This window comes from Granulicella aggregans, assembly GCF_014203275.1.
Taxonomy (GTDB): Bacteria; Acidobacteriota; Terriglobia; order Terriglobales; family Acidobacteriaceae; genus Edaphobacter.
On sequence record NZ_JACHIP010000002.1, the window covers coordinates 921393 to 943395 of the forward strand.

At 59.8% G+C, this 22003-nt stretch carries 14 protein-coding genes; 8 read left to right on the forward strand and 6 right to left on the reverse strand.

Features of this window, described 5'->3' with window-relative positions; translation table 11 throughout:
- Position 1 precedes the first annotated feature (1 nt).
- Complete coding sequence (locus tag HDF16_RS09170) at positions 2-1141, forward strand: mechanosensitive ion channel family protein (protein ID WP_348641281.1); 1140 nt, start codon at positions 2-4, stop codon at positions 1139-1141.
- Positions 1142-1145: 4 nt separating this feature from the next.
- On the opposite strand, the gene HDF16_RS09175 is transcribed toward HDF16_RS09170, so the two are convergent.
- Positions 1146-2501: an MFS transporter gene (locus tag HDF16_RS09175; RefSeq protein ID WP_184215724.1), complete on the reverse strand. Its 1356-nt coding sequence runs from the start codon at positions 2499-2501 to the stop codon at positions 1146-1148.
- Between the two features lie 106 nt (positions 2502-2607).
- Between HDF16_RS09175 and HDF16_RS09180 the strand changes: the two genes are divergently transcribed.
- A complete protein-coding gene (locus HDF16_RS09180) occupies positions 2608-2994 on the forward strand; it encodes a VOC family protein (protein ID WP_184215726.1) in 387 nt (128 codons plus the stop codon).
- A gap of 24 nt (positions 2995-3018) precedes the next feature.
- On the opposite strand, the gene HDF16_RS09185 is transcribed toward HDF16_RS09180, so the two are convergent.
- The 3 genes from HDF16_RS09185 to HDF16_RS09195 all read right to left on the reverse strand — a co-directional run bounded on the left by HDF16_RS09185 (position 3019) and on the right by HDF16_RS09195 (position 11037).
- Positions 3019-4002, reverse strand: coding sequence for a VTT domain-containing protein (locus HDF16_RS09185; protein WP_184215728.1), 984 nt, complete (start codon positions 4000-4002; stop codon positions 3019-3021).
- 163 nt (positions 4003-4165) lie between these two features.
- On the reverse strand, positions 4166-7606 hold the full coding sequence (locus HDF16_RS09190; RefSeq protein WP_184215730.1) for a carboxypeptidase-like regulatory domain-containing protein: 3441 nt from the start codon (positions 7604-7606) through the stop codon (positions 4166-4168).
- A 212-nt stretch (positions 7607-7818) separates the two neighbouring features.
- Entirely contained in the window at positions 7819-11037 is a 3219-nt protein-coding gene (locus tag HDF16_RS09195) for a TonB-dependent receptor (RefSeq protein ID WP_184215731.1), read from the reverse strand.
- Positions 11038-11253: 216 nt separating this feature from the next.
- On the opposite strand from HDF16_RS09195, the gene obgE reads away from it, so the two are divergent.
- Together obgE and nadD are read left to right on the forward strand one after the other, a co-directional pair.
- Positions 11254-12351, forward strand: coding sequence for a GTPase ObgE (obgE, locus tag HDF16_RS09200; protein ID WP_184215733.1), 1098 nt, complete (start codon positions 11254-11256; stop codon positions 12349-12351).
- A gap of 45 nt (positions 12352-12396) precedes the next feature.
- Complete coding sequence (gene nadD / locus HDF16_RS09205; protein WP_184215736.1) at positions 12397-13014, forward strand: nicotinate-nucleotide adenylyltransferase; 618 nt, start codon at positions 12397-12399, stop codon at positions 13012-13014.
- 63 nt (positions 13015-13077) lie between these two features.
- On the opposite strand, the gene HDF16_RS09210 is transcribed toward nadD, so the two are convergent.
- Positions 13078-16425, reverse strand: coding sequence for a TonB-dependent receptor (locus HDF16_RS09210; protein ID WP_184215738.1), 3348 nt, complete (start codon positions 16423-16425; stop codon positions 13078-13080).
- A gap of 359 nt (positions 16426-16784) precedes the next feature.
- On the opposite strand from HDF16_RS09210, the gene rsfS reads away from it, so the two are divergent.
- The 3 genes from rsfS to HDF16_RS09225 all read left to right on the forward strand — a co-directional run bounded on the left by rsfS (position 16785) and on the right by HDF16_RS09225 (position 19669).
- Positions 16785-17414, forward strand: a complete 630-nt coding sequence (rsfS, locus tag HDF16_RS09215) for a ribosome silencing factor (protein ID WP_184215740.1) — start codon at positions 16785-16787, stop codon at positions 17412-17414.
- Between the two features lie 23 nt (positions 17415-17437).
- Positions 17438-17893 (forward strand): 23S rRNA (pseudouridine(1915)-N(3))-methyltransferase RlmH, encoded by a 456-nt coding sequence (locus HDF16_RS09220; RefSeq protein ID WP_184215742.1) that lies wholly within the window; start codon positions 17438-17440, stop codon positions 17891-17893.
- A 99-nt stretch (positions 17894-17992) separates the two neighbouring features.
- Positions 17993-19669 carry an alpha-L-arabinofuranosidase C-terminal domain-containing protein gene (locus HDF16_RS09225; RefSeq protein ID WP_184215744.1) on the forward strand — a complete coding sequence of 559 codons (1677 nt, stop codon included), beginning with the start codon at positions 17993-17995 and terminating at the stop codon, positions 19667-19669.
- A 60-nt stretch (positions 19670-19729) separates the two neighbouring features.
- On the opposite strand, the gene HDF16_RS09230 is transcribed toward HDF16_RS09225, so the two are convergent.
- Positions 19730-20422, reverse strand: coding sequence for a dienelactone hydrolase family protein (locus HDF16_RS09230; protein ID WP_184215746.1), 693 nt, complete (start codon positions 20420-20422; stop codon positions 19730-19732).
- Between the two features lie 214 nt (positions 20423-20636).
- Between HDF16_RS09230 and HDF16_RS09235 the strand changes: the two genes are divergently transcribed.
- A complete protein-coding gene (locus tag HDF16_RS09235; RefSeq protein ID WP_184215747.1) occupies positions 20637-21998 on the forward strand; it encodes a DUF3863 domain-containing protein in 1362 nt (453 codons plus the stop codon).
- The last annotated feature ends 5 nt before the right edge of the window (positions 21999-22003 follow it).

The window sequence follows — 22003 nt, forward strand, 5'->3', positions numbered from 1 at the left end:
CGTGCCACTGAAGATTCTTCCCTCTCTCGCGTTTCATTTTGCTTCACCGGCTACCGAAGCGGCAGCGGCACTGCAGATCCGCCACCGTTGGTTTCTCGCCATCTTCCTCGTCTGCGCGGCCATCGTCCTCTCTAGCGTTGTCCACTACGTCGTCTTTCGCCTCATCCGTCGCAAAGAAGCGCAGACCGCGACCCTCGGCTGGGGACTGCAGCAGTATCTTGGACGTCCAGCGCGCGTCATCTTCCTGCTGACCTGCCTGATGGCGGTGCTGCCCACGTTGCCTGATCTCCCTTTCAATCTGAACCCGATTCTGCGCCAGGGCTTCATCATGGCCATCGTCGTCGCCCTGGGATGGTTCGCGGTCGGCTTCGTTTATGTCCTGCAGCAGGTGACCCTTCGCCGGTACGACATCACCGCCGAAGACAACATCCAGGCCCGCCGCGTCCATACCCAACTCCAACTCATCCGCCGGCTGGTGATTGGCTTCATCGTCATTCTGACTGCGGGTGCTTTGCTCTGGAGCTTCGACGACCCACGCATCTGGCACTATGGATCTGGCCTGCTCGCATCAGCTGGAGTCGCATCGCTCATCCTCGCAACTGCCGCGAAGTCAACGGCAGCAAATATCCTCGCAGGACTGCAGATCGCTTTCACCGAACCGATCAGAATTGATGATGTTGTCGTCGTGCAGGGCGAGTGGGGACGCATCGAAGAGATCAACTCTGCTTACGTCGTCATCAAGATCTGGGACCTGCGCCGCTTGATCGTCCCGCTCAGTTACTTCATCGAAAACAGCTTCCAGAACTGGTCGCGTGAGTCGACCGACATCATGGGCACTGCCTTCCTGCATGTGGACTACTCCGTCCCGGTCGAGATTCTCCGCGCCCAGCTTGATACCATCGTCCATCCGCACCCGTTATGGGATGGCAAGGTCTGCGGGCTGCAGGTCACAAATCTCACAGAGAATTCCATGGAACTGCGCTGTTTGATGAGTAGCCACAACTCCAGCCGCAACTTCGACCTCCGCTGCGACGTGCGCGAGAAGATGATCGCCTTCATCCGCGACAACTATCCCGATGCCTTTCCGAAGACGCGCTTCTCCGCTCTGCCTGAGACGATTACGGAAGGAAAGAAGCCATAGGGACTTAGCACCTTGCGGCTGCGCCCTTCCTGCTCACTATCAGGATCACTAAAGCCGCCATCAAATACGCGATCGACAGCATCCCTGTACCCACACGCGTCCCACCGCCATGCTGGATCGCCCACCCCATCCAGTTCGGCCCCACAAAGCCGCCGATGATGGACAGCATATTGATCGCAGCGATCCCTACCGCGGCAGCCGGGCCATCGAGAAACGTGGTGCTCAGGCTGAGCGCCGGCCCCTGGCTTGCGTAGTAGCTCACCGACGCCAGCCCCAAGGCGACGATCATCACCCACGGCTGCCGCACCATCCCGCTTACCGCGAACGACATCGCCGTCAGCAGCGACAGCCCCACGATGTACGGCACCTTCGCCCGTATCCGATCCGAGTGCCAACTGACGATCAACATTCCCGCGGCGCCCGCCAGCGCGATCCCGGCGATCAGAGCGCCTACGCGGTTAGTGCTCCACCCCGTCGCCGCCTGGTAGATTGCCGGTGCCGAAAACGAAAACGCGTAGTACGAGCCCAGCGACAGGAACATATACACACCGATCAGAGCGACCCTCGGCTCCTTAAGCACGGATAGAAGGACAGACAACACGCCCGCATGATGACCGGACTTGCCGCCGGAGCGCTCAATGGCGGCCGCATCTTCGCGTAGACGAGCGAGCAGCCAGGCACGCTCCTCTGGCTCCATCCACTTCGCGTCGGCGGGGCCGTCCGGCAGCATGTTCCAGACCACGACACTGAGCACGATCGCCGGTAACGCCTCCACCAGGAAGAGCCACTGCCATCCCTTCAGTCCCAGCCTGCCGTTCAGGCTCAGCAGCGACCCAGCGATCAGCCCCATCAAGACATTGCTTAGCGGAAACGCGATGTAGAACCTGCCAATCGCCCGCGACCGCATCTCCTGTGGAAACCACAGCGACAGGTAGTAGAGCACTCCGGGAAAGAAACCCGCCTCTGCCATGCCCAGCAGAAACCGCAGCGCGTAGAAGCTGAGGGGCGACCGTACAAACATCATCGCCGCAGCGAGCACGCCCCACGTCAGCATGATGCGCGCGATCCACCGTCTCGCGCCGAACTTCAGCAGGAGGAGATTCGACGGCAGCTCGCACATCGCATAACTCAGGAAGAAGACGCCCGCTCCGAATCCGTAGATACCCGCGTTGAAGTGCAGATCGCGATTCATCTGCAGCGCCGCGAAGCTGATATTTGCCCGATCCATAAACGCGACCATGTAGCAGACCGACAGCAGTGGAATCAGCCGCCATCCGGCTTTCCGCAAAGTGCGTTGGCCCAGCGAACTATCGCTGGCAAGATGCAGCTCCGCCGAATCCGTAACGCCGGGTAAGACCACGCAGAGCCTCTAGAAATAGATTTTGGAAATGGTGATGCGCTCATCCTACCCGTGAGCTATTCTTTCCGCGTAGCAAAATCGCCCGGCCACGGAAAGGCTAGCTAGAATGCTCTCTACCAGCCCCATCATCGGTTTCGTCCCCACGCGTGATGGAGAACGCGCCCGCGCCTTTTACGTCGAGACGCTTGGCCTGACCTTCGTCACCGACGACGGCTTCGCGCTCGTCTTCCGCTCCGGGAGCAATATGATCCGGATTGCCCGTTCCGGCGACTTCACGCCCGCGCCGCACACGATTCTGGGCTGGGAGGTCGCGGACATCGTAGCCGAAGTTACCGCGCTCAACGCCAAAGGTGTCCTCTTCGCTCGCTATGCGTTCCTACCGCCGGATCAGGTCGATGCGCTCGGTATATGGTCCTCGCCAACCGCCGACAGGGTCGCTTGGTTCCAAGACCCCGACGGCAACACTCTTTCGCTCTCGCAGCACCACGGATAGTCTGATTTGGGAACCGCGGCGGCGCTACTCGAAGCGCGGCAACTTCTGCATATCCGCCTCCGGCACCATCTCCATCGGCCCACCGGCCTTGATCCACGCCTTGATCCCGCCCTCGATCACCTGTGTCCTGCAGTTCTCCTCGGCCAGCTTGCGTGCGACGCGGATGCTGGTCACGTCGCGGATACAACTGCAATAGATGTAGATCTCGCACTCGGGAGCCATGAACTCCCGTAGAGCGACCAACTCTTCCTGCAGCCGGTGCGGTTCCACGCGGATCGAGTTCTTGATGCGCTGCATTCCGGGATCGTAGTAGCCATGGCTGCGAACATCGGCGATCACCACCAGCTTATCCGGCGTCAGTGCCTGCAGTCGCTCGTAGAGATTCGCGGCCGAGATCTTCTCGATTGCCCCGGATCGCCGTGCACGCAAGGTAAATGCCAGCAGAACCCCGCCATAGGCAAATACCGCCAGAAGAACGATCAGGAGAACGGCGTGTCCGGCACTCTCGATTCGTTGGATGATTTGCACGATGAATTTGCTGAAGATATATCCCATGGCGAGCCACGCCGAACAGTATCCCAGCACACCCAGAGCATCCATCCGGAGAAACTGGCTGATTCGCATGTTCAGGCTGCCCGCAATGGGTGCAGCCATCGCGCCCAGCCCGGGGATGAACTTCGCGAAGAGAAGTGTCCTTGGCCCACGCCGGTAGAAGTAGCCCGCCGAAGAAAAGATGCAGGCCTCGGGATTGACGGACGCGCGGCAAAGGATCCCCAGCAACCACCAACCCGTGTATCGCCCGCCGTAAAAGAGCAGCGTATCGGCGGCCACAGCTCCGGCCCACGCTATTGCGAGGACTGCCCAGGGATTCAGCGCCCCTGCGTGTGAAGCCGCACCCGCCGCCAGCAACACGGTCGAGGCCGGCAGCGGCAGACCCATCGCCGCCAGAAATAGCACCAGGCCGGTGACGGCGTATCCGTGGTGCATGATGAAACTCACTACGGCCATCCCGCGCGTCCCTGCCCCTCAAATCACTTGACATGAGGATAGATGCAATCCATGAAGCAGGCGGCGGCCAGTGCGGCGGGCCTTTAAATCACCCGTAAGTGTTAGTGCGCAGTGGATAACCGCAGATTGCCGTCGGGAATGACAAAGAGGGATTCGGGAGATTTCAAAACTGGAGCCGCAGCCCGAATTGAAGCTGCCGCTCTCTTGAATTAGCGGTGCTCGAAGCTGTGAATGCGCCAAACGGCTGCTCGTTTAACCCCTCCGCAGCAACTGTCGTCGCATCCTGGAAGATCAGTGGCGTCACCGCACCTACAGTCGTACCCTCCTGATAAGCCCGCGTCGTCGTGCTGGTGTAGTTCACATGGTTGGGTAGGTTGAAGACTTCCGCCGATGCCCGTAGCCTCAGCCGCTCCGTGACCCGGATGCTCCGGTTTACGCGCAGATCCATGTGGATCGTCTCTGGCAGCCGCAAAGTATTTCTGCCTACGGTTGGCAGATAGACCGCGCCGCCCGAGCCATTGATGCTGGTATGCCCGCCACTTAGCCGCGTGCCGCCAAAGATCTCATAGCTGTAGGGCCGGCCGCTCGTCTCGACAAACAGAGGGCTGACTTGCCATCCATTCGCAGCCAGCTTCAGCCACTGTTTCGGCGTCGCCAGAGAGGGCTCCCAGATAGCGCTTGCCGTAATCTTATGCGGGCAGTTCAGCGTCGAGAGACCACGGTCGTATCCCAGCACAAACGGGTCAAGCTGGCCGTTCGTCCTGGGGGTAGCGCTGTTGTTCTGGCCGTAGTCGATCGCCTTGGCCCACGTCCATGTCGCGCGAAACTCCAACCCTTTGCGGCTTCGTCGCTCCGCCGAGAGCACCATCGCGTTGTACGTCGCGTTCGTGTTCGAGACGATGTCCGTGACCGGCCCGTAGAGCGGGCTGACCCGCGCCGTATAGTACGGCAGCACGAAGATTTCGCCGTTCGTCGCCCCCCGCGGCCCACTTCCACCGACCGGGCCGCCCTGCAACTGAAACATCCGCGTCGCGGTCGAGTGAGCGATATTGATGTCGACCGAGTCCGGCAACTGCCGGTCAAGGTTGACGACATACGATGCCCCTGCCGTGATGCCGAAGCCCACTCCACGCTCGATCGCGAAGGTTCCCTGCTGCACCATCGGCAACCGGAATCGCTTATCGAAGAGCATCGCGGAGGTCGTCGTACTCACCGCCGCTCCGGGCTCAGCCAGATACGTACACCCGTATCCGAAGCCCTGGTTTGCCACTTGTGGGCAGTTCGTCACCGTCGTCGGCGTGATCCTCACATGCGTAGCCGTCCCCGGCAGCGCTGTATCGAGAAGCGCGGACCGGATCGTCCCTCCCGGCAACCTGCCGTAATACACACCATAACCAGCGCGGACCGTCCCTTTGCCCACTCCCAGCGGCTGCCACGCAATCCCCACCCTCGGCCCAACGTTGTTCCTGTCTTCGGGGAACGCACTGGTCGTGCTATGTGCCCCGAACAGGGCATCGATTGCTGGGTTCCGCGCCTTGGGAGAGGGCTCACGCTCATATTCGTAGCGGACCCCGAGCGTCACTTGGAGCATCGGCGTCGCCTTCCACTGGTCCTGCGCAAACCCAGCCCACTCCTGCATGGGGAAGCTTACGCTCTGTTCGCCGAAGCTCTGAGTAAACGTTCGAAAGCAGAATCGGTGAATCGACGCCACAATCGATGGGCACGCGCCGTTGGGATAAGCGTCTGCGCTGAAGGTGTAGTCGGTGATCCAGTCCACCAGCCCGCCAGCCTTGCCCGCCGCTATGCCGCTGTCGTAGCGAAAGGCTCCCTCCTGATTGCTCAGCGCGTCGATGCGGTCGTGAATCTGGCTGAAGTCAAAACCAGCTTGCACTAGCTGCCTCCGGTGCGACCACTCAACCAACTCCGCCACCTGTAGCCGTCTCTCATCCGGGTACGCCTTACGCCCAAGCGACGCGGGAGTTCCAAACATGAAGCCATTCGGCCCAATCGAGATCTCCGGCGCAAGTCCGCCCGGTCCGATCGCCGGCTCCTGCGGCAGCGGCTGCTGCGCCGTCTCGTACTCGAAGTCGCGGCCATAGGCGACGCGCACCTCGTTGCTCAAGTGGCTCGTCCACAGACTGACCAGCCGCGCCACGCCGGCGTCCAATTTGCCATATGCACTGCCGATGCTCGCTCGCCCGCGGTCGACCACCGGCTCGGAGCGCACGCCTCCCGGAGAACTCCACCGGACGCGATTCCCCTGCACGCTCAGTTTATTGCTCGCCGAGATTTGCCAGTCCACCTTGCCAAAGGCAATCTGCTGGTCCTCTCGTCGCGGTACCGTTCCTGTCAGGCTCTCGAGATACGTCAACGCCGTATCCGTCGCCTTGGCAGAGACGCCACGATTTCCCAGCAGGGCGTGCTGGGTCGCCGTCAACTCAAAAAAGCTGCCGTATCCGGGCGACGAGACCGCGTCATTGGCCCGGCGCTGTACATCGACCGCCGCAAAGTAGAAGACCCTGGGCTGCGACACCGCTCCGTCGCGCGTGGCTCTTACCGTCCATGGGACTGGCCATGCAATCGGCCCCCCTACGCTTCCGCCAAACTGCTGCCGGAGATCGCGCGGTTTCACCAAGGTGCTTGTAACCACGCCGCCCGCATAGCTGCTCGCTACCGAGAACGGATTCGTCGCGCCCCAGGCGCTGTTCCGCGCCAGGTAGAATCCGCTCCCGTGCAGAGCATTGGTCCCACTCTTCGAGACCGTAGTGACTACGCCGCCAACCGCGTGGCCGTCCAGCGCCGAATAGCTCCCCGAGTTCACCCGAAACTCCTGCACCGCTCCCTGCGAAAATGTGTAAGCCGCGCCGGCATGGCGTCCGTGTAGAGAGCGCGACCCATCGCCGCCGACTCCGGTCACTGTTCCGCTGTCACCTTCCTCCTCTACTTCACGCCCCGCTCCAACGCCCGTGCCTTGCGCGACCCCACCGAAGGATTGATCGTTCGAAGCGCCATCGATCTCGCTGGAGTTCTGCGTCGTCGCCAGTCCGCGAAAGCTTACCGCGGCTTCTCCATCCGTCGTTGATCCCCCATTGGCCTCCGGCAGAAGCAGCGCGAAGCTCTGCCATCGCCGGCCATCCATCGGCAACAGGTCAAGGTGCGACTCGGTCGTCAACAGCCCAGAAGTCTCCGCCGGCTGCACAGAGTCTTCATCCGGCCGGCTGACGATTGGGACGGGCGCGGAATCGACTGAGACCAGCGTCTCCACCGTCGCCAGGCCGAGCGTAACGTCAGCGGAAGCAATCGACCCCAATCCGACCGTCACCTCTTTCGCTGCGGATGCAAATCCAGCTGCTGAGATTGTCACGCGATACGCCCCGGGCGCGGCGTGCGTCAGCAAAAAGCTTCCCTCGGCTCCTGTTTTGAGTGCCTGTTCGAAGCCCGTCGCGTGGCTGACGACCGACACCCGAGCCGCAACCACAGAGTCGCCCCGCGGGTCCGTGACCCTCCCGCCGATCGCTCCATCGACTGAGCTCTGCGCCGTGGCCGCAAAACACCCCAGAATCACGAGCACTACCCACAACAGCTCACGTCCCCAATTTCCCATGCGTTCTCCTCGCCTCAAGGGGCGACTTCTCTGTGATTTAAGAGAGAACTGGTGGGAGCTGCCTGCGCCATCGCAATCCGGGCAAAGCATCGCTTCCCATCACACAACTTCGCGGGAGTATCGGAAGCGTAATCCCTTTTCCCAGAATAGAAAAGAGCAAAAAAGTGGGCGGCAGCCGAAGCCACCGCCCTCAAGATGAACTGCCTCCGAGGCTAGAACTCGAACCGTGCCGAGAACTGTATCTGCCGTTCACGATAGATCGTGTTGCCTGCCGCGCTCGGCGTACCGAAGGTCGACTGGTAGGTCGCCGTCGTTCCGCTGATCGTGTAGGCGGTTGTATTGAACGCGGTGAAGTTCTGCCGATTCATCAGGTTGAAGGACTCGGCAAGCAGCTTCAGGTGATACTTCTCTTTCACAGAGAAGCTCCGGCTCAGGCGCAGGTCGACATCTTCAATCGTCGTCTGGCGCTTGCTGTTGCGGCGGATGCCGGGAAGTCCCTGGTTGCCCGCGAGGTTTCGGTAGGCCCAGAAGTTGATGTAGTTTCCTCCACCCGACCCATTGAACGAGGTCGCACCGCCAGCCAGAGCCGTGCCTCCGCTGAGCGAGTAGTTGTAGGGCACGCCCGACTGAACCGTGAACACCGGGTCGATCGACCAGCCGTTTGCCAGCATCGAAACGTATCGGTTCGAGATGTCGGCATGCGGCTGCAAGACGATATTGCCCACGAATCGATGCGGGATATCGTTCGCCGAGAGGCCGTAGTCGCCCTTCACGCTGAACGGATCTGCCGGATCGTTCGTGTCGTTCGACGACGTCTGGTTCATGTCGTAGTCCAGCGCCTTCGACCAGGTGTAACTCGCCTGGAACTGCACGCCCCTCGAAAGCCTGTGATCTACAACAACCGAGAGCGCGTTGTAACTGGTGTTGACATTGCTCGTCACGTAAGTCAGGGCGTTCGCAGAAGTCGTAGCGATACGCGCTCCGTACACCGGCACCGTCCACGAGTCCCCCGCCAGCGGTCCGCCGTTGAAGGTATAGGTCTTCGTTCCCGTCGCCGGAGCGACGTTCTGGTCGATGAAGTTCGGCAATTGCCTGCCCATCGTTCCGAGGTACGCAATGCCCAGCACCGTGTTCCAGCCCAGGTCCTGCTGCACACTCAGGTCAAGCTGCTGGCCGACTGGAGCCTGGAAGTGCGGCTGGAAGGCAACGATGTTCGAGACCGCCGGGGCCGTTGCAGTCGAGACGATGTTTGGATAGATCACCGCCGAGGCCGATGAGGCCGAGGTATTAAGCTGGAACTGCGCCAACGGTGAGCCCGTCGTCGAAAGCGCGCTGTAGATCGTTCCATTCAGGATGCGACCGTAATAGAGACCATAGCCGCCATGGAGCACAGACTTTCCAGTGTGGAAGACATCCCACGCGAAACCGATCCGAGGCGCGAAGTTGTTCTTGTCGCTCGGAAGCTGCGCCGTCACGGGCTGATTCGGGTTGGGAATCTTCGCGGCGGGCATCTGCTCGTAGTCGTAGCGAAGGCCCAGGTTCAGCGTCAGCGTTTGGGTCAGCTTCCAGTCATCTTGGGCAAAGCCTGCATACTCATGCGTGTGGTACACAAACTGCGGACGCCCGAAGGCCTGTTGCAGGTTGGTGTAGCAGGGCAATGTGCCCGTACCGCTGTCCTTCCCCGCGTCGCATCCGGCAGTGCTGCCCAGCGTCCGCGCGTAGTCGGTGAACCAGTCTGCGAGGCGGGCATAAGTAAAGAGACCGTGCAGGTAGTTCACCGCTAGCACATCATCCTGCACCCAGCGGTAATTGAAGCCTGCAGTCACAGTGTGGTTCGCCTTCACCCAGACGACCGTGTCGCCGATCTCTGCCTCGGTCTCGTTCGGATAATGCGCGCGCGGCACATAGTAGGGTGTGCCCATGTTGAAGCCGGAGTTCGACGTGATGCTCACACCCGGAGGCAAGCCGCCGGCAGTCGTGGTCGGCTCATTCGCCAGCGGCGTGTTGCCAGTCTCGTCTTCATCGTCCTTGGCGTACTCCACCCGCAGCTCGTTGTTGATCGTCGGGGTCACAAAGGTGTTGATCTTTCCGATGTACGAGTCCACTTTCACGAAGTCGCTGCCGATGCTGGTGAGACCGCGACGGATGATCGGGTTGGTCTGCGTACCGTTGACCGAGTCCCACCGCATGCGGTCGTAGATCGCCGATAGATTGTTCTTCTCGTTCAGCTTGTAGTCGAGCTTGGCGAAGTTCAGAATCTGGTCGCCCTGGCGAGGAGCGACACCGCTCTGGCCGTTGATGTAGGCCAGAGCAGAGTTGATCTGGTCCTGGGTTACTCCGCGATTCAGAGCGCATTGCGTTGCGCTTACTTTGGCTGTGCTGCCGGCAACCGAACAGTTGTTCACCGCGGAGTTGTTCGCATCCAGGAATTGCGGAGTCGGAACCGCGACGATGGGGAAGTTTCTCTTCTGCTGGTCGAAAGCATAAAGGAAGAAGAGACGGTCGTGGATCAGCGGTCCGGCGAAGCTGCCGCCGTACTGGTGGCGCTTGTCTTTGGGCTTGATGTAGGTCGTCACCGGCAGACCGGTCGTCGGCGAGACGACCGCAAGCGTCGAGAAGGGATTGATCGCGCCGAAGTCGTTATCGCGGTAGTACCAGAAGGCATCGCCGTGAAACTGGTTGGTTCCGGTACGCGTCACGGCGTTCACTCCGCCGCCCACCGCGCGACCATACTGCGCCGAATAGTTCGAGGTCAGCACCTGGAACTCCTGGATGGCTTCCTGTGTCGTCGAATAGCCGACGCGCGTGTAGCCACGCTCGACCGACTGAAACGCTTGGTTATCGTCCGATCCATCCACCAGGAAGTTGTTCTGCAGGTTTGACGTTCCCCGAAAGGTGACTTGGCCAAAGGCGCTGTTGCCCAGCGTCACACCTGGCGACAGCAGCGCGAAGCTCGTCCAGTGCCGCCCGTTGATCGGAAGACTATCAAGCGCGGTGTGATTGAAGTTTGTCGAGAAGTCTGCCGAATCCGTGTTGATGATCGAAGCGTCCGAGGAGACGGTCACATCTTGCGCTGCGCCTCCCGCCACGAGCTTCGCATCGACATCCGTTGCGCGCCCGACTTCGACGACAACATGTTGTGCCGTAAACGGCGAGAAGCCCGCAATGCTCATTGTCACCGTGTACTCGCCCGGCTGGAGCCTCGTGAGGCGGTAGTTTCCGCTGCCGTCGGTCAAGGCAGTCTGATCAGCGTTCGTGCCAAGATTGTGCGCAGTCACCTGGACTGCCGCGATCACCGCTCCGGTAGCGTCCGCAACCGTGCCTTCGACCGCACCGTCTACCGCGGTCTGGGCGAGAGCAGCGGTAGACGCAGCGAGCAGGGTGGCAAACGCCAGCGTCACGCGGGCTTGCTTGAAAACTTTGGATCTCATAGCGTATGTCTCCTGAAAAAGTGGCGCGACGGTCTCTGGGGGAAAAGAGCCGCCAGCCGTAAAAGTCTGTGCTTCCTGACTTGCTTTGAGTGTGGCTTAACCATAACCCGCCTGAAGTTACAGAGAAATGAAGGATTGCTGACGTAAGCCATTTCCCTGCGTAAATCCCGTAGCTGTTATGCCCTGGGATCGGCTCCATTTACACTGAAGATTGCAATGTTTATCGATGAAGCAAGAATTCGTATCAAGGCCGGCGACGGCGGCAACGGCTGCATGGCCTTCCGCCGTGAAAAATTCGTCCCCAAGGGCGGCCCGTCCGGCGGTGATGGCGGCCACGGCGGCGACATCCTCATGTCGTCCTCGCTGAGTCACAACACCCTTGTCCACTTTCGTTTCAACCCCGAGCACAAGGCACAGCGTGGCGGCCACGGCCTCGGCTCCAACTGCTCCGGCTCGCAGGGCGATTCCACTACGCTCAAAGTTCCGATCGGCACGTTGCTCTACGACGACGAGACCGGAGAGCTGATCCACGACTTCGCCCGTGCAAACGAGACCATCGTCATCGCGAGAGGCGGACGTGGCGGACGCGGCAACCAGCACTTCGCCACCAGCACCCACCAGGCTCCGCGCGAACACGAACTCGGCCGTTCCGGCGAGGCCCGCAACTACCGCCTTGAGCTTCGACTGCTCGCCGACGCTGGCTTGGTCGGCTACCCTAACGTCGGTAAGTCGACGCTGATCTCGCGCATCTCCGCCGCCAAGCCCAAGGTCGCCAACTACGCCTTCACTACGCTCGAGCCGAACCTAGGCGTGGTCTCGGTCGGAGACTGGCCTCACGAGCTCTCCTTCACCGTTGCCGATCTTCCAGGCCTTATCGAAGGCGCTCACCTCGGCCACGGCCTCGGCATCCAGTTTCTGAAGCACATCGAGCGCACCTCAGTCATCGTGCACCTCGTCGATGTCTCCGACGGCAGCGGCAGGCCTGATCCTGTAGAGGACTTCAAGGTGATTACGGCGGAGCTGAAGTCCTTCGACCCGGCACTCGCCTCCAAGCCTACGATTCTCGTCGCCGCCAAGGCCGACGTCGCCAATCCCGACAAGCTCAAGAAGCTGACCGCCATGGCCAAGCGTCGCAAGCTGCCCTTCTTCCTGATCTCTGCTGTCAGCGGAGAAGGCATCGACAAGCTGAAGTTCGCCCTCGCCGACATGGTCGCGATCCACCGCCCCATCCCCGTCGACGTCGAGCCGCTCCCGGACATCAAGCTCAGGCCAAGCTACCCACCGCCACCGAACTCTGCCAAGGGCCGCGCTTAGGCCAAACTGTTTGTCATCCCGAGTGGAATCTGCGGTCAATTGCCCATGCGCATAGCTCTCTTCGGCGGCACCTTCGATCCACCTCATCGCGGACACATCGCGATCGCGAAGGCAGCAGCCAATGCCTTTGCGCTTGATCGAGTACTCTTCGCGCCCACCGGGCTGCAGCCGCTCAAGCTGGGCAGGGCTCCATCGCCGTTTGAAACACGTCTGACGCTGGCTAAAGCCGCGTGCGAGGAAGATCCCCGCTTCGAGGCGACCGGCATCGACGCGCCGCACCCGGACGGGTCGGCTAATTACACCGTCGACACGCTTACCGAACTGGCCAGACTCTACTCCGCAGATACTCTCTTCAACCTCGTCGGGGCCGATTCTTTCCTCAACCTGCGCAAGTGGCGTGAGCCCGACCGCCTCCTCGAACTTGCCGAATGGATCGCTGTCTCCCGTCCCGGCTATGCCCTGATGGAAGAGGATCTTGTTCCGCTCAGGCTGAGCCAGGGACAACGCAGCCGGGTTCACGTCCTCAATGGCATTGCCGAAGATACCTCAGCAACGGATCTGCGCAAACGTCTACGCGAAGGAGATCCGTGCCGCGATCTTTTACCAAATGCCGTTGCCGCTTACGTCAAACGAAGCAACTTATATCGAAACGTAGTCGATTAGGTTGAACAATGCAAAAGAGCGCCCATGATGGGCGCTCTTTTGCATTGCAGTGTGGTTTTGGGTTTAGAACACATAGCGGACAAAGAAACGAACGTGGCGATTACCACCCAGCGCCGGGCCCGGCTCGGCAAATGTGGCATCACCATAGCCGCCCGCCGTGAAGGGAATACCCGAGGTCAGGGTCGTGTTCTCCACGCCTCCTGCTCCGGTTGTCTCGTTACCATGATTGAACACATTGAATAATTCGCCGCGGAAGTCGAAGGTCGTCTCACGCCAGACTTTGAAGCTGCGCTGAAGGTTCATGTCCCACTGCTGAATGCCCTTGCTGATGAGGCTGTTCCTTCCGATCGTAGCTGCCGGACGTGTTCCGGGTCCAGGAACGATCCAGTGCACGGAAGAGACAGCAACGGGATTGCATGGATCGGATGTATCCCAGAACTCTCCGCCTTCACAGGCGTAAGCGCCAGGAGCGTCACCGTTCCAGGAAGAATCCCACCCATAGGTCTGCAGGGGGGCTTTGGGGTTTCCTAGAATTGGGCGGTCATTTCCGATACCGTCGCCATTGACGTCGTATCCAACTTCAACGTTCTCGGGGGTTCCGGTCTGGAATTGCGTGATTCCGGCAATTGACCAGCGGTTGACGAGGTTTCCGACAATCTTCATACCTCCCTCTGTATGCCAGACAGGCGGCTGATAGATGTACGTCAGCACAAGGCGTTGACGATGGTCGTATGCGGAAAGACCCGTGTCAATATCCTTCTTCGCGGCCGGGTAAGACGCACTTGCGTACGTTGATTGATTGTTTGTGGTGAAGATTTCGGACGTGTCGTCGATAGCCTTCCCGTAAGTGTAAGCAGCACGGAAGAGGAAGCCCTTGCTGAACTTACGATCCAGCTCAGCCCAAAGACCGTGATAGTTGGAGTCGCCACTATTGTCGCGAACTACGATGCGACCACGAGTCGGGATAAGGCGTGCCAAGCTGTCGAAGTTATTGATATAGGGGTTGAACTCTGTCGTGGAGTAGAGGTGGTTGCCGCGCTCGCCGACGTAGTTGATCTTCGCGGAGAACTTGCCCGGCAACTCCTGCTCCACCGTGAGGTTCCAGTGCATAGTGCGCGGCGTCAAGAGGTGATCCGAGATAGGCTCGGCGGTATTTGTAGGCAGCGGGTTAGGATTGAGTGCGGAAAACTTCGTCGACCACGTTCCAACTCCACGAGGTCCCGCAGATGTCGTGCTGTTGACGAGAGGTGCCGAAGAGTTCGGAGCAGTCGCCTGGATATTGTCGATGATGTTGGTGAAAAGAACGTCATAGAAAACGCCGAAGCCGCTGCGGATTACAGTCTTGTGCTGGTCTGAGATCTTCGGGCTGTAGGAGAAGCCTACTCGCGGGCCCCATCCTGAACCGTCAGCCTGCTGCTTCGTGTTGCAGACCACTGCTGGGGTGGTGCTGGTAGCGGCAGTCGGAAAGCAAGCGGGATTGGAATAGTCGATGCCTGCATACGGAGTTCCGGGGGAATTGAAGGGAGCTCCGTTGTACTCGTAGCGGAAACCGATGTCGATGCTGGCGTTCGGCGTGGGCTTGTAGGTGTCTTCGACGAAGTAGTTCTGCGAATAAATGCTCGGCCGAGTGGTGGGGCTACCGAAGTTCTGGCTTATGCTGCCACCGTTTCCGCCGAAGTCATCAATGTAGTTGGCGAGCGCGGTATAGCCGCCTGCAACCGAACCGTAGCTAATAGTCCCGTAGAAGTTGAACGGAATCTGATCGAGAACTCGGATGTTCGCGAGGTCAAGCCCGGCTTTCACGAAATGCTTTCCGTGCGTCCAGCTGACGCTGTCCTGCAGTTGATATGTGTTGTGGAATCGCCCCTGCGGAAGAGCTGTGTTGATGCCGTACCCTGTCAGGCCAGTGATGGAAACTCCGGGAAGGCCAAAGAGGGGATTCGAAGTGGTGGTTCCAGGAAGACCGAAGGTGAAGCCGATCCGTCCATACGAGGCGCGGAAATCGTTGATAAGGGTTGGAGAGAAAATATGGGTGAAAACGATGCCGGCGTTGTGGGAAGTACCCGTTTGATCACTGTCGAATCCAGGCAACTGGCCGGGGAAATTGCCCGCGTCAATTGGGGTCGTGTAGCTGGTGCGGATGTAACGAAAGTTGACCGTATTCTTTGCGTTGATGACCCAATCGCCCTTCGTATCCAGTTCCGGCGACTCCGAGGTCACGGGAAGGCTGCGGCTTACCCCACCAATCTGTACGTTACCGCGGTCAATTCCAGTTACCGGATCTGCGCCCAGCGCAATGGTCGTCTGGCCGCCAGCGGCAATCAGCACAGCGGGGTCTCCTACTAGCGATCCATAAGCCTCGAGCAGATTCGCGACGCGAGGATTTGAGGCGTACTGCTGGAGAGTTGCAATACCAGCAGCCGATGGAACCGTGAGCACACTACCAGCGGTCGACGAGCGGTACTTGTCCCATTGATAGGCAGCAAAGAAGAAGAGCTTGTCCTTGACGACAGGCCCGCCGACGGTGAAGCCAAATAAGTTTTCGCGATACTTGGTCTTATCGATCAGGTTCTTGTTGTAGTAGTGATCGTTTGCATCCAGCGAAGAGTTGTTCAGACGCTCGAAGACTGACCCGTGAAGGTTATTGGTTCCGCTCTTGTAGGTGAGGTTTGAAACCGATCCCGCACCGTGTCCATACTCAGCGGTGTAGTCATTCTGGATGATCGTAACTTCGTTGACCGCCTCGGTATTGCCAGGCTGGAGGCCCTGCCCGAGGATGCCGGCATCATTATTGTCCTGGCCTTCGATAAGGAAGTTGTTGGCACGCGGGCGACCACCGCCTACGGTGAAGGTCGTGCCATTGCTGAATCCTCCCTGCGTAACTGAGGTGACACCTGGAAGGGTGAGCGCAAGGGAGTAGGGGTTGAGTCCGCTGATGGGGAGATCAGAGATTTCTTTTGTGCTGATTGTTCCGCTTAGCTGTCCGTTATCCGTATTGAGACCGGTATTGCTCGCCTCAACCAGCACCTGCTCGCTAGCGCTCCCCGGCTTCAAGGTAATGTTTGCGGGGGTAACCACCGAGGCCGCAACAGTCAAACCCTGGAGATCGGTCGAGGAGAAGTTGGGCGCCGCCACGGTCACCTTATAAGTTCCCGGCAGAACCGACTCGATGCGGTAGACACCGTTTGAACCGGTAAGCTCGGTGCGTGTCGTGCCCGTCTCAGCTGAGACTGCAGTCACGGTAGCCCCGACGATCACTCCGCCGGAAGGGTCGACGACCACGCCGACGATCGTTCCGTTCGGGCTCTGCCCAAAGAACGCCTTGGGAATGAGAGCCACCGCAAAGAGAAGAGCAATTGCGACCGTGGAGTGGCTAAATATCCGGAGTCCGGAAAAAAGACGTCGATTCATAGCGGGGAAGTCCTCACTCTTATAAATTCTGACTGAATTTTGTGTTCAAAAGAGGGGTTGCAATTCGGCGGCCAAACTGATTTCGGCTTAGGCTGAGACAATCTGCCAGCGAAGGATGGTCCTTTTCGCAGCTGTTGCCAGCCTCCTCGAGAGGGCAGCTGGCACGGCTCGATTCAGGAAGGAACACGGTCCCTCGGCACATGACACCCGTTCGCTGATGAAAATTGGAAGAATCTTCCATAAATGGAATTCACGCCCCGAGCTATCCCACGATTCGGTTATCCTTCTACCCAGCCGGCATCTCCCGGCCTTTTCAACTCTCAAGTTTCGACTGGCTGTGCATCCGCTACACTGAAGGGATGGCATCAATTGAAAGCTATCAACTCGTCCTCGCCGCAGCCGCAGCCTGCGAAGACAAAAAGGCCGAAGACATCCGCATCCTCGCCCTCGACCCGGCGGAGAGCGGCCTCTCGGACTACTTCCTCATCTGCAACGGCACGAACGAGCGGCAGAACGTCGCCATCACCGATGAGATCGAGATCCGCCTGAAGCGCGAGTTCGGCGTCTACCCCACTTCGGTCGAAGGCCGCCGCCAGGCCGAGTGGATCCTGATGGATTACACCGACTTCATCGTTCATGTCTTCTCTCCGGAGAAGCGCGCGTTTTACGGCCTCGAGCGGCTCCGCAAGTCGGCGAAGACAATCAGCGTCGAAGAGCTAAATGCAGAACTGAAGGCGCTCATTACAAGCTCACGCAGCAAGAAGGCGGCGGTAAAGACAGTCGCTGCTCCTGTGGCAAAGAAATCCGCCGCGAAGAAGGTAGTAGCGAAGAAAGCGACCTCTCGAGTCAAGGTAGCGGCAACAAAGAAGACGGCGGCTCCGGCGAAGACTGCCGCAAAGAAGCCAACTAAAGTTGCGACGGTGAAGAAGGCTGCTTCAAAGACCTCTGCCAAAACCTCGGCAAAGAAGGCCGCTAAGAAAGCGAAGTAGCTTAGAGCGGGCCGCTCCATACGATGAAAATCACGCTCGCCGCTATCGTTCCGCGCCGCAACCGGTCGAAGGCAGACGCGTTCGAGACTCTGATTGCGGATTACACCAAACGGGCCGCCCGATATGTCTCGACAGAGACGCAACTCTTTGAGTCTGAGAGCGAGTTTGTGATGTGGCTTGGCGGTCAGGCAGGACGTGTTGCTCCGTATGCCATTCTGCTGGATAGTCGCGGCAAACAACTTTCGTCAGAAGAGCTTGCGACGCTGCTGGGAGGCCATCGTGACCAGGGGACGCAGCGGGTGGTTCTGGCGATCGGGCCTGCCGACGGCTGGTCGGCCGAGCGCCGCGGGCAGGCGGGGATGCTTCTTTCGCTGGGGCGGATCACTCTACCGCATCAGCTTGCGCGCGTCGTGCTGGCCGAACAGGTGTATCGCGGATTGAGCATTCTCGCGGGGCATCCCTACCACTCAGGCCACTAGGTTTTTGGATGTCCTTGTCTTGCCTCCACCTCGCTCCGGTCTTCCAGAAAACGCTTTCTCGCTGGTACATTGGTCTGGTCCATTTCGGAGGCTCTACCGATGTCCCAAGTTTCGACGCCCTCTCGCCGCCACTTCCTGAAGGCCAGCACCCTGACCGCCGCTGCCGTCGCCCTGGGTCGCTCGAGCGTCGCCCACGCCGCCACCCTAGCCGATGCCCACATCGAGATCATGCCGGACGAGGCCATCGGCACCATCGCTCCGGAGCTGTATTCGCACTTCATCGAGCACCTCGGCGGCGTCATCTACGACGGCGTCTGGGTCGGAGAGGGCTCGAAGATCCCCAACAAGAACGGCATCCGCAAGGCCTTCATCGACGCCATGCGCGAAGTTAAAGCCCCCGTCCTGCGCTGGCCCGGCGGATGCTTCGCCGACTCCTACGACTGGCGCGACGGCATCGGTCCGAGGAGCAAGCGGCCTAAGCGCGCCGCCTTCTGGTCGCAGCAGGACACCAACGCCTTCGGCACTCACGAGTTTATGGAGACCTGCTCCGCCATCGGATGCAAGCCGTATCTCGCCGCCGACGTCCGGAGCCTCCCTGCCCGAGACTTCTACCAGTGGGTCGAGTACTGCAATGCACCTGCCGGAGAAGGAAATGCGCTGGCCGATCTCCGCGCCACGAACGGAGACAAGGATCCCTTCAACGTCCAGTACTGGGGCGTCGGTAACGAGAGCTGGGGATGCGGCGGCGAACAGACCCCCGAAGAATACGCCGGAGAGTTCCGCCGCTACTCCACCTGGATTCCCAAGTTCAGCGACCACCCGCGCGACGAACTCCGCCTCGTCATCTGCGGCCCCAATGGAGACGACACCTCCTGGACTCGCGGCCTGATGAAGTCCCTCAAGGGCCAGCACCCCTACGGCCTTTCGACCCACTACTACACCTCAGGCGACGCGAAGAAGTTCGCGGCCGGTGATGCTCTCGCCTTCAGCGCTGATGAGCACTACGACCTGCTCACCCGCGGAAGCTTCATGGAGAACGTCATCACAGACCATTGGTCGGTGCTCAGCGAGACTGACCCCGAGCACAAGACGCGCCTCATCCTCGACGAATGGGGAGCTTGGTACGGCAAGGGCACTGAGCTGACCCCGCACTATAACCTCTCGCAGCAATCGACCATGCGCGACGCGCTGCTCAGCGGGATCACACTGGATATCTTCCATCGCCATGCGGAGAAAGTCGCTATGGCCAACGTCGCGCAATCCATTAACTGCATCCACTCGCTGATGCTGGCGCAGGAAGACAAGTTCTGCGTCACGCCTACCTTCCACGTCTTCAAGATGTACATGCCACATCGCGGCGCGAAGGCGGTTCGCGCGGTCTTCTCTGCTGGCTCCATCAAGAACCCGCTCGCAATCGATTCGAGCCCCGTCGGCGGAGCAAGCACTGTCGGTGCAATCAAGGTCAGCCCCACGCTTGCCGGGCTCAGTGGTTCCGCATCCATCTCTACCGAAGGCAACGGCAAGGTTCTGACGCTTTCTGTCGTCAACCCTCACCTCGATCAGGCGCTCACCACCGAAGTCGCTGTGCGCGGCCTCAGCATCGCGTCGGTCACTGGCATCGTTCTCGCGTCGCCCGATATCCATAATCACAATGACTTCGCCCACCCGGACGCCGTGAAACCGGCACCAGCCACCATTGGGGCGATTCAATCCGGCAGGCTGATGCATACCTTCCCTGCGGCAAGCGTAACGACGCTCACCATCACTCTGGCCTAACCGAACGCCACAACTCCGGGTGCCCCACATCTCGCTTCTGAGATGTGGGACTAACTATCCTTACTTGGCATGTTCCGCAAAGAAGGTAAGCGTCCTTTGGCGCGCATCCTCCAGCGCAGCGCCTTGAAAGCCATGTTCCTGGTCCGCATAAAAGTGATGCTCGCAGTCTAGGTGCTTCATCTCGCACAGCTTTACTAACTGCTGTGCGTTCATAATTGGGATATTCGAGTCCCGCTCGCCATGAAGAATCAGAAGCGGCGGCATGCCCTTCATCTGATAGAAGAACTCGTCCGGCAGGCTCCCATACCAGTCCGCGATAGCATTCACTGAAACGTTCTGCGATCCGGCCGCCAAGGCAACCGACGAGCCCAGTGAAAATCCAATGAGGAACACGGCCTTCGTAGAGGCCTGTTTGCGGCACTCAGCCACAAAGTCAGCCGTAACGCTCGCCCACTTCCGGTAGTTCTCAGGACTCGGCGACTGCCCTCGCGTCGAGTCGAAGTAATGCGGCATAAGCACGCGAAAGCCTTCGTCCCCGAAGAACCTTGCTTGATCCCGGTAAAACGGCACTGGGCCGCTAGCGCCATGCAGAAGAACGAGACACTTCGCCGACTGCGGATCGCCGAACTCGTCATAAGCAGTCTCCGCCCCCGCCCCAGAGCGAAGACGCTTCGAAGTCTCACCAGGAAGCTGCCCACTTACCAAGAGTGCTCCCAGAAACCACAGAACTACTAAGAAAGAAATGCGGTGCATATCCGGTCTCTCCGCCTCCCCGGAAGACATCGACGTGCGTCATAAAACTACTCCTTGCACTCGGATGATCTCAAGTCTTGACGCAGGGAACGAACGCCTGCTCTTGTGGGTGCGCTACGTGTGCGCTCGACGGAGGATGCCCTTGCATCCTCTCGATCGCTGATTACCGTTCGGTGACGCCCCTGCCACACGCCTGCTAGCATGAGGCGCATAAATGACTCCCTCATGGACCCGCCGCCACTTCCTCGGCGCCGCAACATCCGTTGCCCTCGCGCCTCCGCTCTTCGCCACAGCCCCCACGGCTCTGCGCGGACGCTTCCTCACCCATGTCTCCGTCGTCCGTGTAAACCAGATTGAGGTGACTCCAACCCGCTCTATTGGGCAGGATGAATCGCCCAACAACAGCCCTGCCCACATCCGTTCCCGCCGCGAAGCCTTCGCCCGCGGCTGCCCTAACGGCCGCATGACCTGGGCCATCAGCTGGCTGGCCCTGATCGACACGCGAAAGGAGTACCAGGAAGCCCGGCATCTTCTTGCCTCCTATCATGATCGATACGGCGACGAGATCACGTTCATACCCGGCGGCTACTTTGCGCCGATGTACGACACTCGCGAGAACAACCGTCAAAGCATCCACAAGGCCCTCAATATGGTCTCCGAGATGGTCGGCGGCAAGTACCGCCCGGAGTGCCTCATCGCGGGCTTCATGGATTCCGAGAACCAGCGGCACCTGGCCGAGGACGAAGGCATCCACGTCTGTCAGGGACAGATATGGAGCCAGCACGGCATTGATAACGGCGATGGCGACGGCGGCATCTGCTATCCCTACTATCCGAGCCGCGAACACTACCTGAAGCCCGCTCAGGGCACGGCGGATTTTATCGACTGCGTATGCCTAGACGGATGGACTTGCGACTTCCTCACTGCGCGGCGAGAGGGGTTCGAAGGGCGTTTCAACAGCCGTCTCGGCGTTGGGCCCATCGAGGCCGTGGGCAACCTCGGCAAGGAAGTTGGCCGCAGAGAGATGATAGAGACGACTGCCGCACACTTCGATCGCGGCCATGCCCTCAACGGCTTTGGCTGGGTCACGGGAATATGGGAGGTCTCGATCGGACACGATGAAGACCTCACTTGGTGGCTGCAGGCGATCCACGACCGCTGGCCAGACACACAGGTCACTACCGAAGGAGCATTCGGGCTGGAGTGGCGGAAGCACAACGCCAGCAACGCAGGGCTCAACTATCGCTTTGACATGAAAGGCACCGGCGCTCCCGGATCCGAGAAGAACCTCGAGATTGAGTGGTTCATGAACCGCGACTTCCGGCTCGGGTTACTGCACTACTGGACAACGAACAGTGAGCCCATGGCCATAGACTTTACTCGCTACGATCTCCTAGCTGCAGAGCCCGCCGGGCCGCAGCGCGAGTGGAGCTTGATGAACGTCCTCAACCAGAAGGGAACACGTCCGCAGGACAAGCCGATTCCGCTCTCGCAGCTCAACTCAGATGATCAGCTCCGCATCTACGCGCGTTATCCGGAGCTCAAAGCTCGCGCTTCAGCCACTCTCTTGAGTTGATCGAA

Excerpts from the sequence above, each read along its gene's own strand:
- HDF16_RS09180 (WP_184215726.1), top strand. The coding sequence starts at position 2,608 with ATGCTCTCTACCAGCCCCATCATCGGTTTCGTCCCCACGCGTGATGGA.
- HDF16_RS09185 (WP_184215728.1), bottom strand. The coding sequence starts at position 4,002 with ATGGCCGTAGTGAGTTTCATCATGCACCACGGATACGCCGTCACCGGC.
- HDF16_RS09190 (WP_184215730.1), bottom strand. The coding sequence starts at position 7,606 with ATGGGAAATTGGGGACGTGAGCTGTTGTGGGTAGTGCTCGTGATTCTG.
- HDF16_RS09195 (WP_184215731.1), bottom strand. The coding sequence starts at position 11,037 with ATGAGATCCAAAGTTTTCAAGCAAGCCCGCGTGACGCTGGCGTTTGCC.
- obgE (WP_184215733.1), top strand. The coding sequence starts at position 11,254 with ATGTTTATCGATGAAGCAAGAATTCGTATCAAGGCCGGCGACGGCGGC.
- nadD (WP_184215736.1), top strand. The coding sequence starts at position 12,397 with ATGCGCATAGCTCTCTTCGGCGGCACCTTCGATCCACCTCATCGCGGA.
- HDF16_RS09210 (WP_184215738.1), bottom strand. The coding sequence starts at position 16,425 with ATGAATCGACGTCTTTTTTCCGGACTCCGGATATTTAGCCACTCCACG.
- rsfS (WP_184215740.1), top strand. The coding sequence starts at position 16,785 with ATGGCATCAATTGAAAGCTATCAACTCGTCCTCGCCGCAGCCGCAGCC.
- HDF16_RS09220 (WP_184215742.1), top strand. The coding sequence starts at position 17,438 with ATGAAAATCACGCTCGCCGCTATCGTTCCGCGCCGCAACCGGTCGAAG.
- HDF16_RS09225 (WP_184215744.1), top strand. The coding sequence starts at position 17,993 with ATGTCCCAAGTTTCGACGCCCTCTCGCCGCCACTTCCTGAAGGCCAGC.
- HDF16_RS09230 (WP_184215746.1), bottom strand. The coding sequence starts at position 20,422 with ATGCACCGCATTTCTTTCTTAGTAGTTCTGTGGTTTCTGGGAGCACTC.
- HDF16_RS09235 (WP_184215747.1), top strand. The coding sequence starts at position 20,637 with ATGACTCCCTCATGGACCCGCCGCCACTTCCTCGGCGCCGCAACATCC.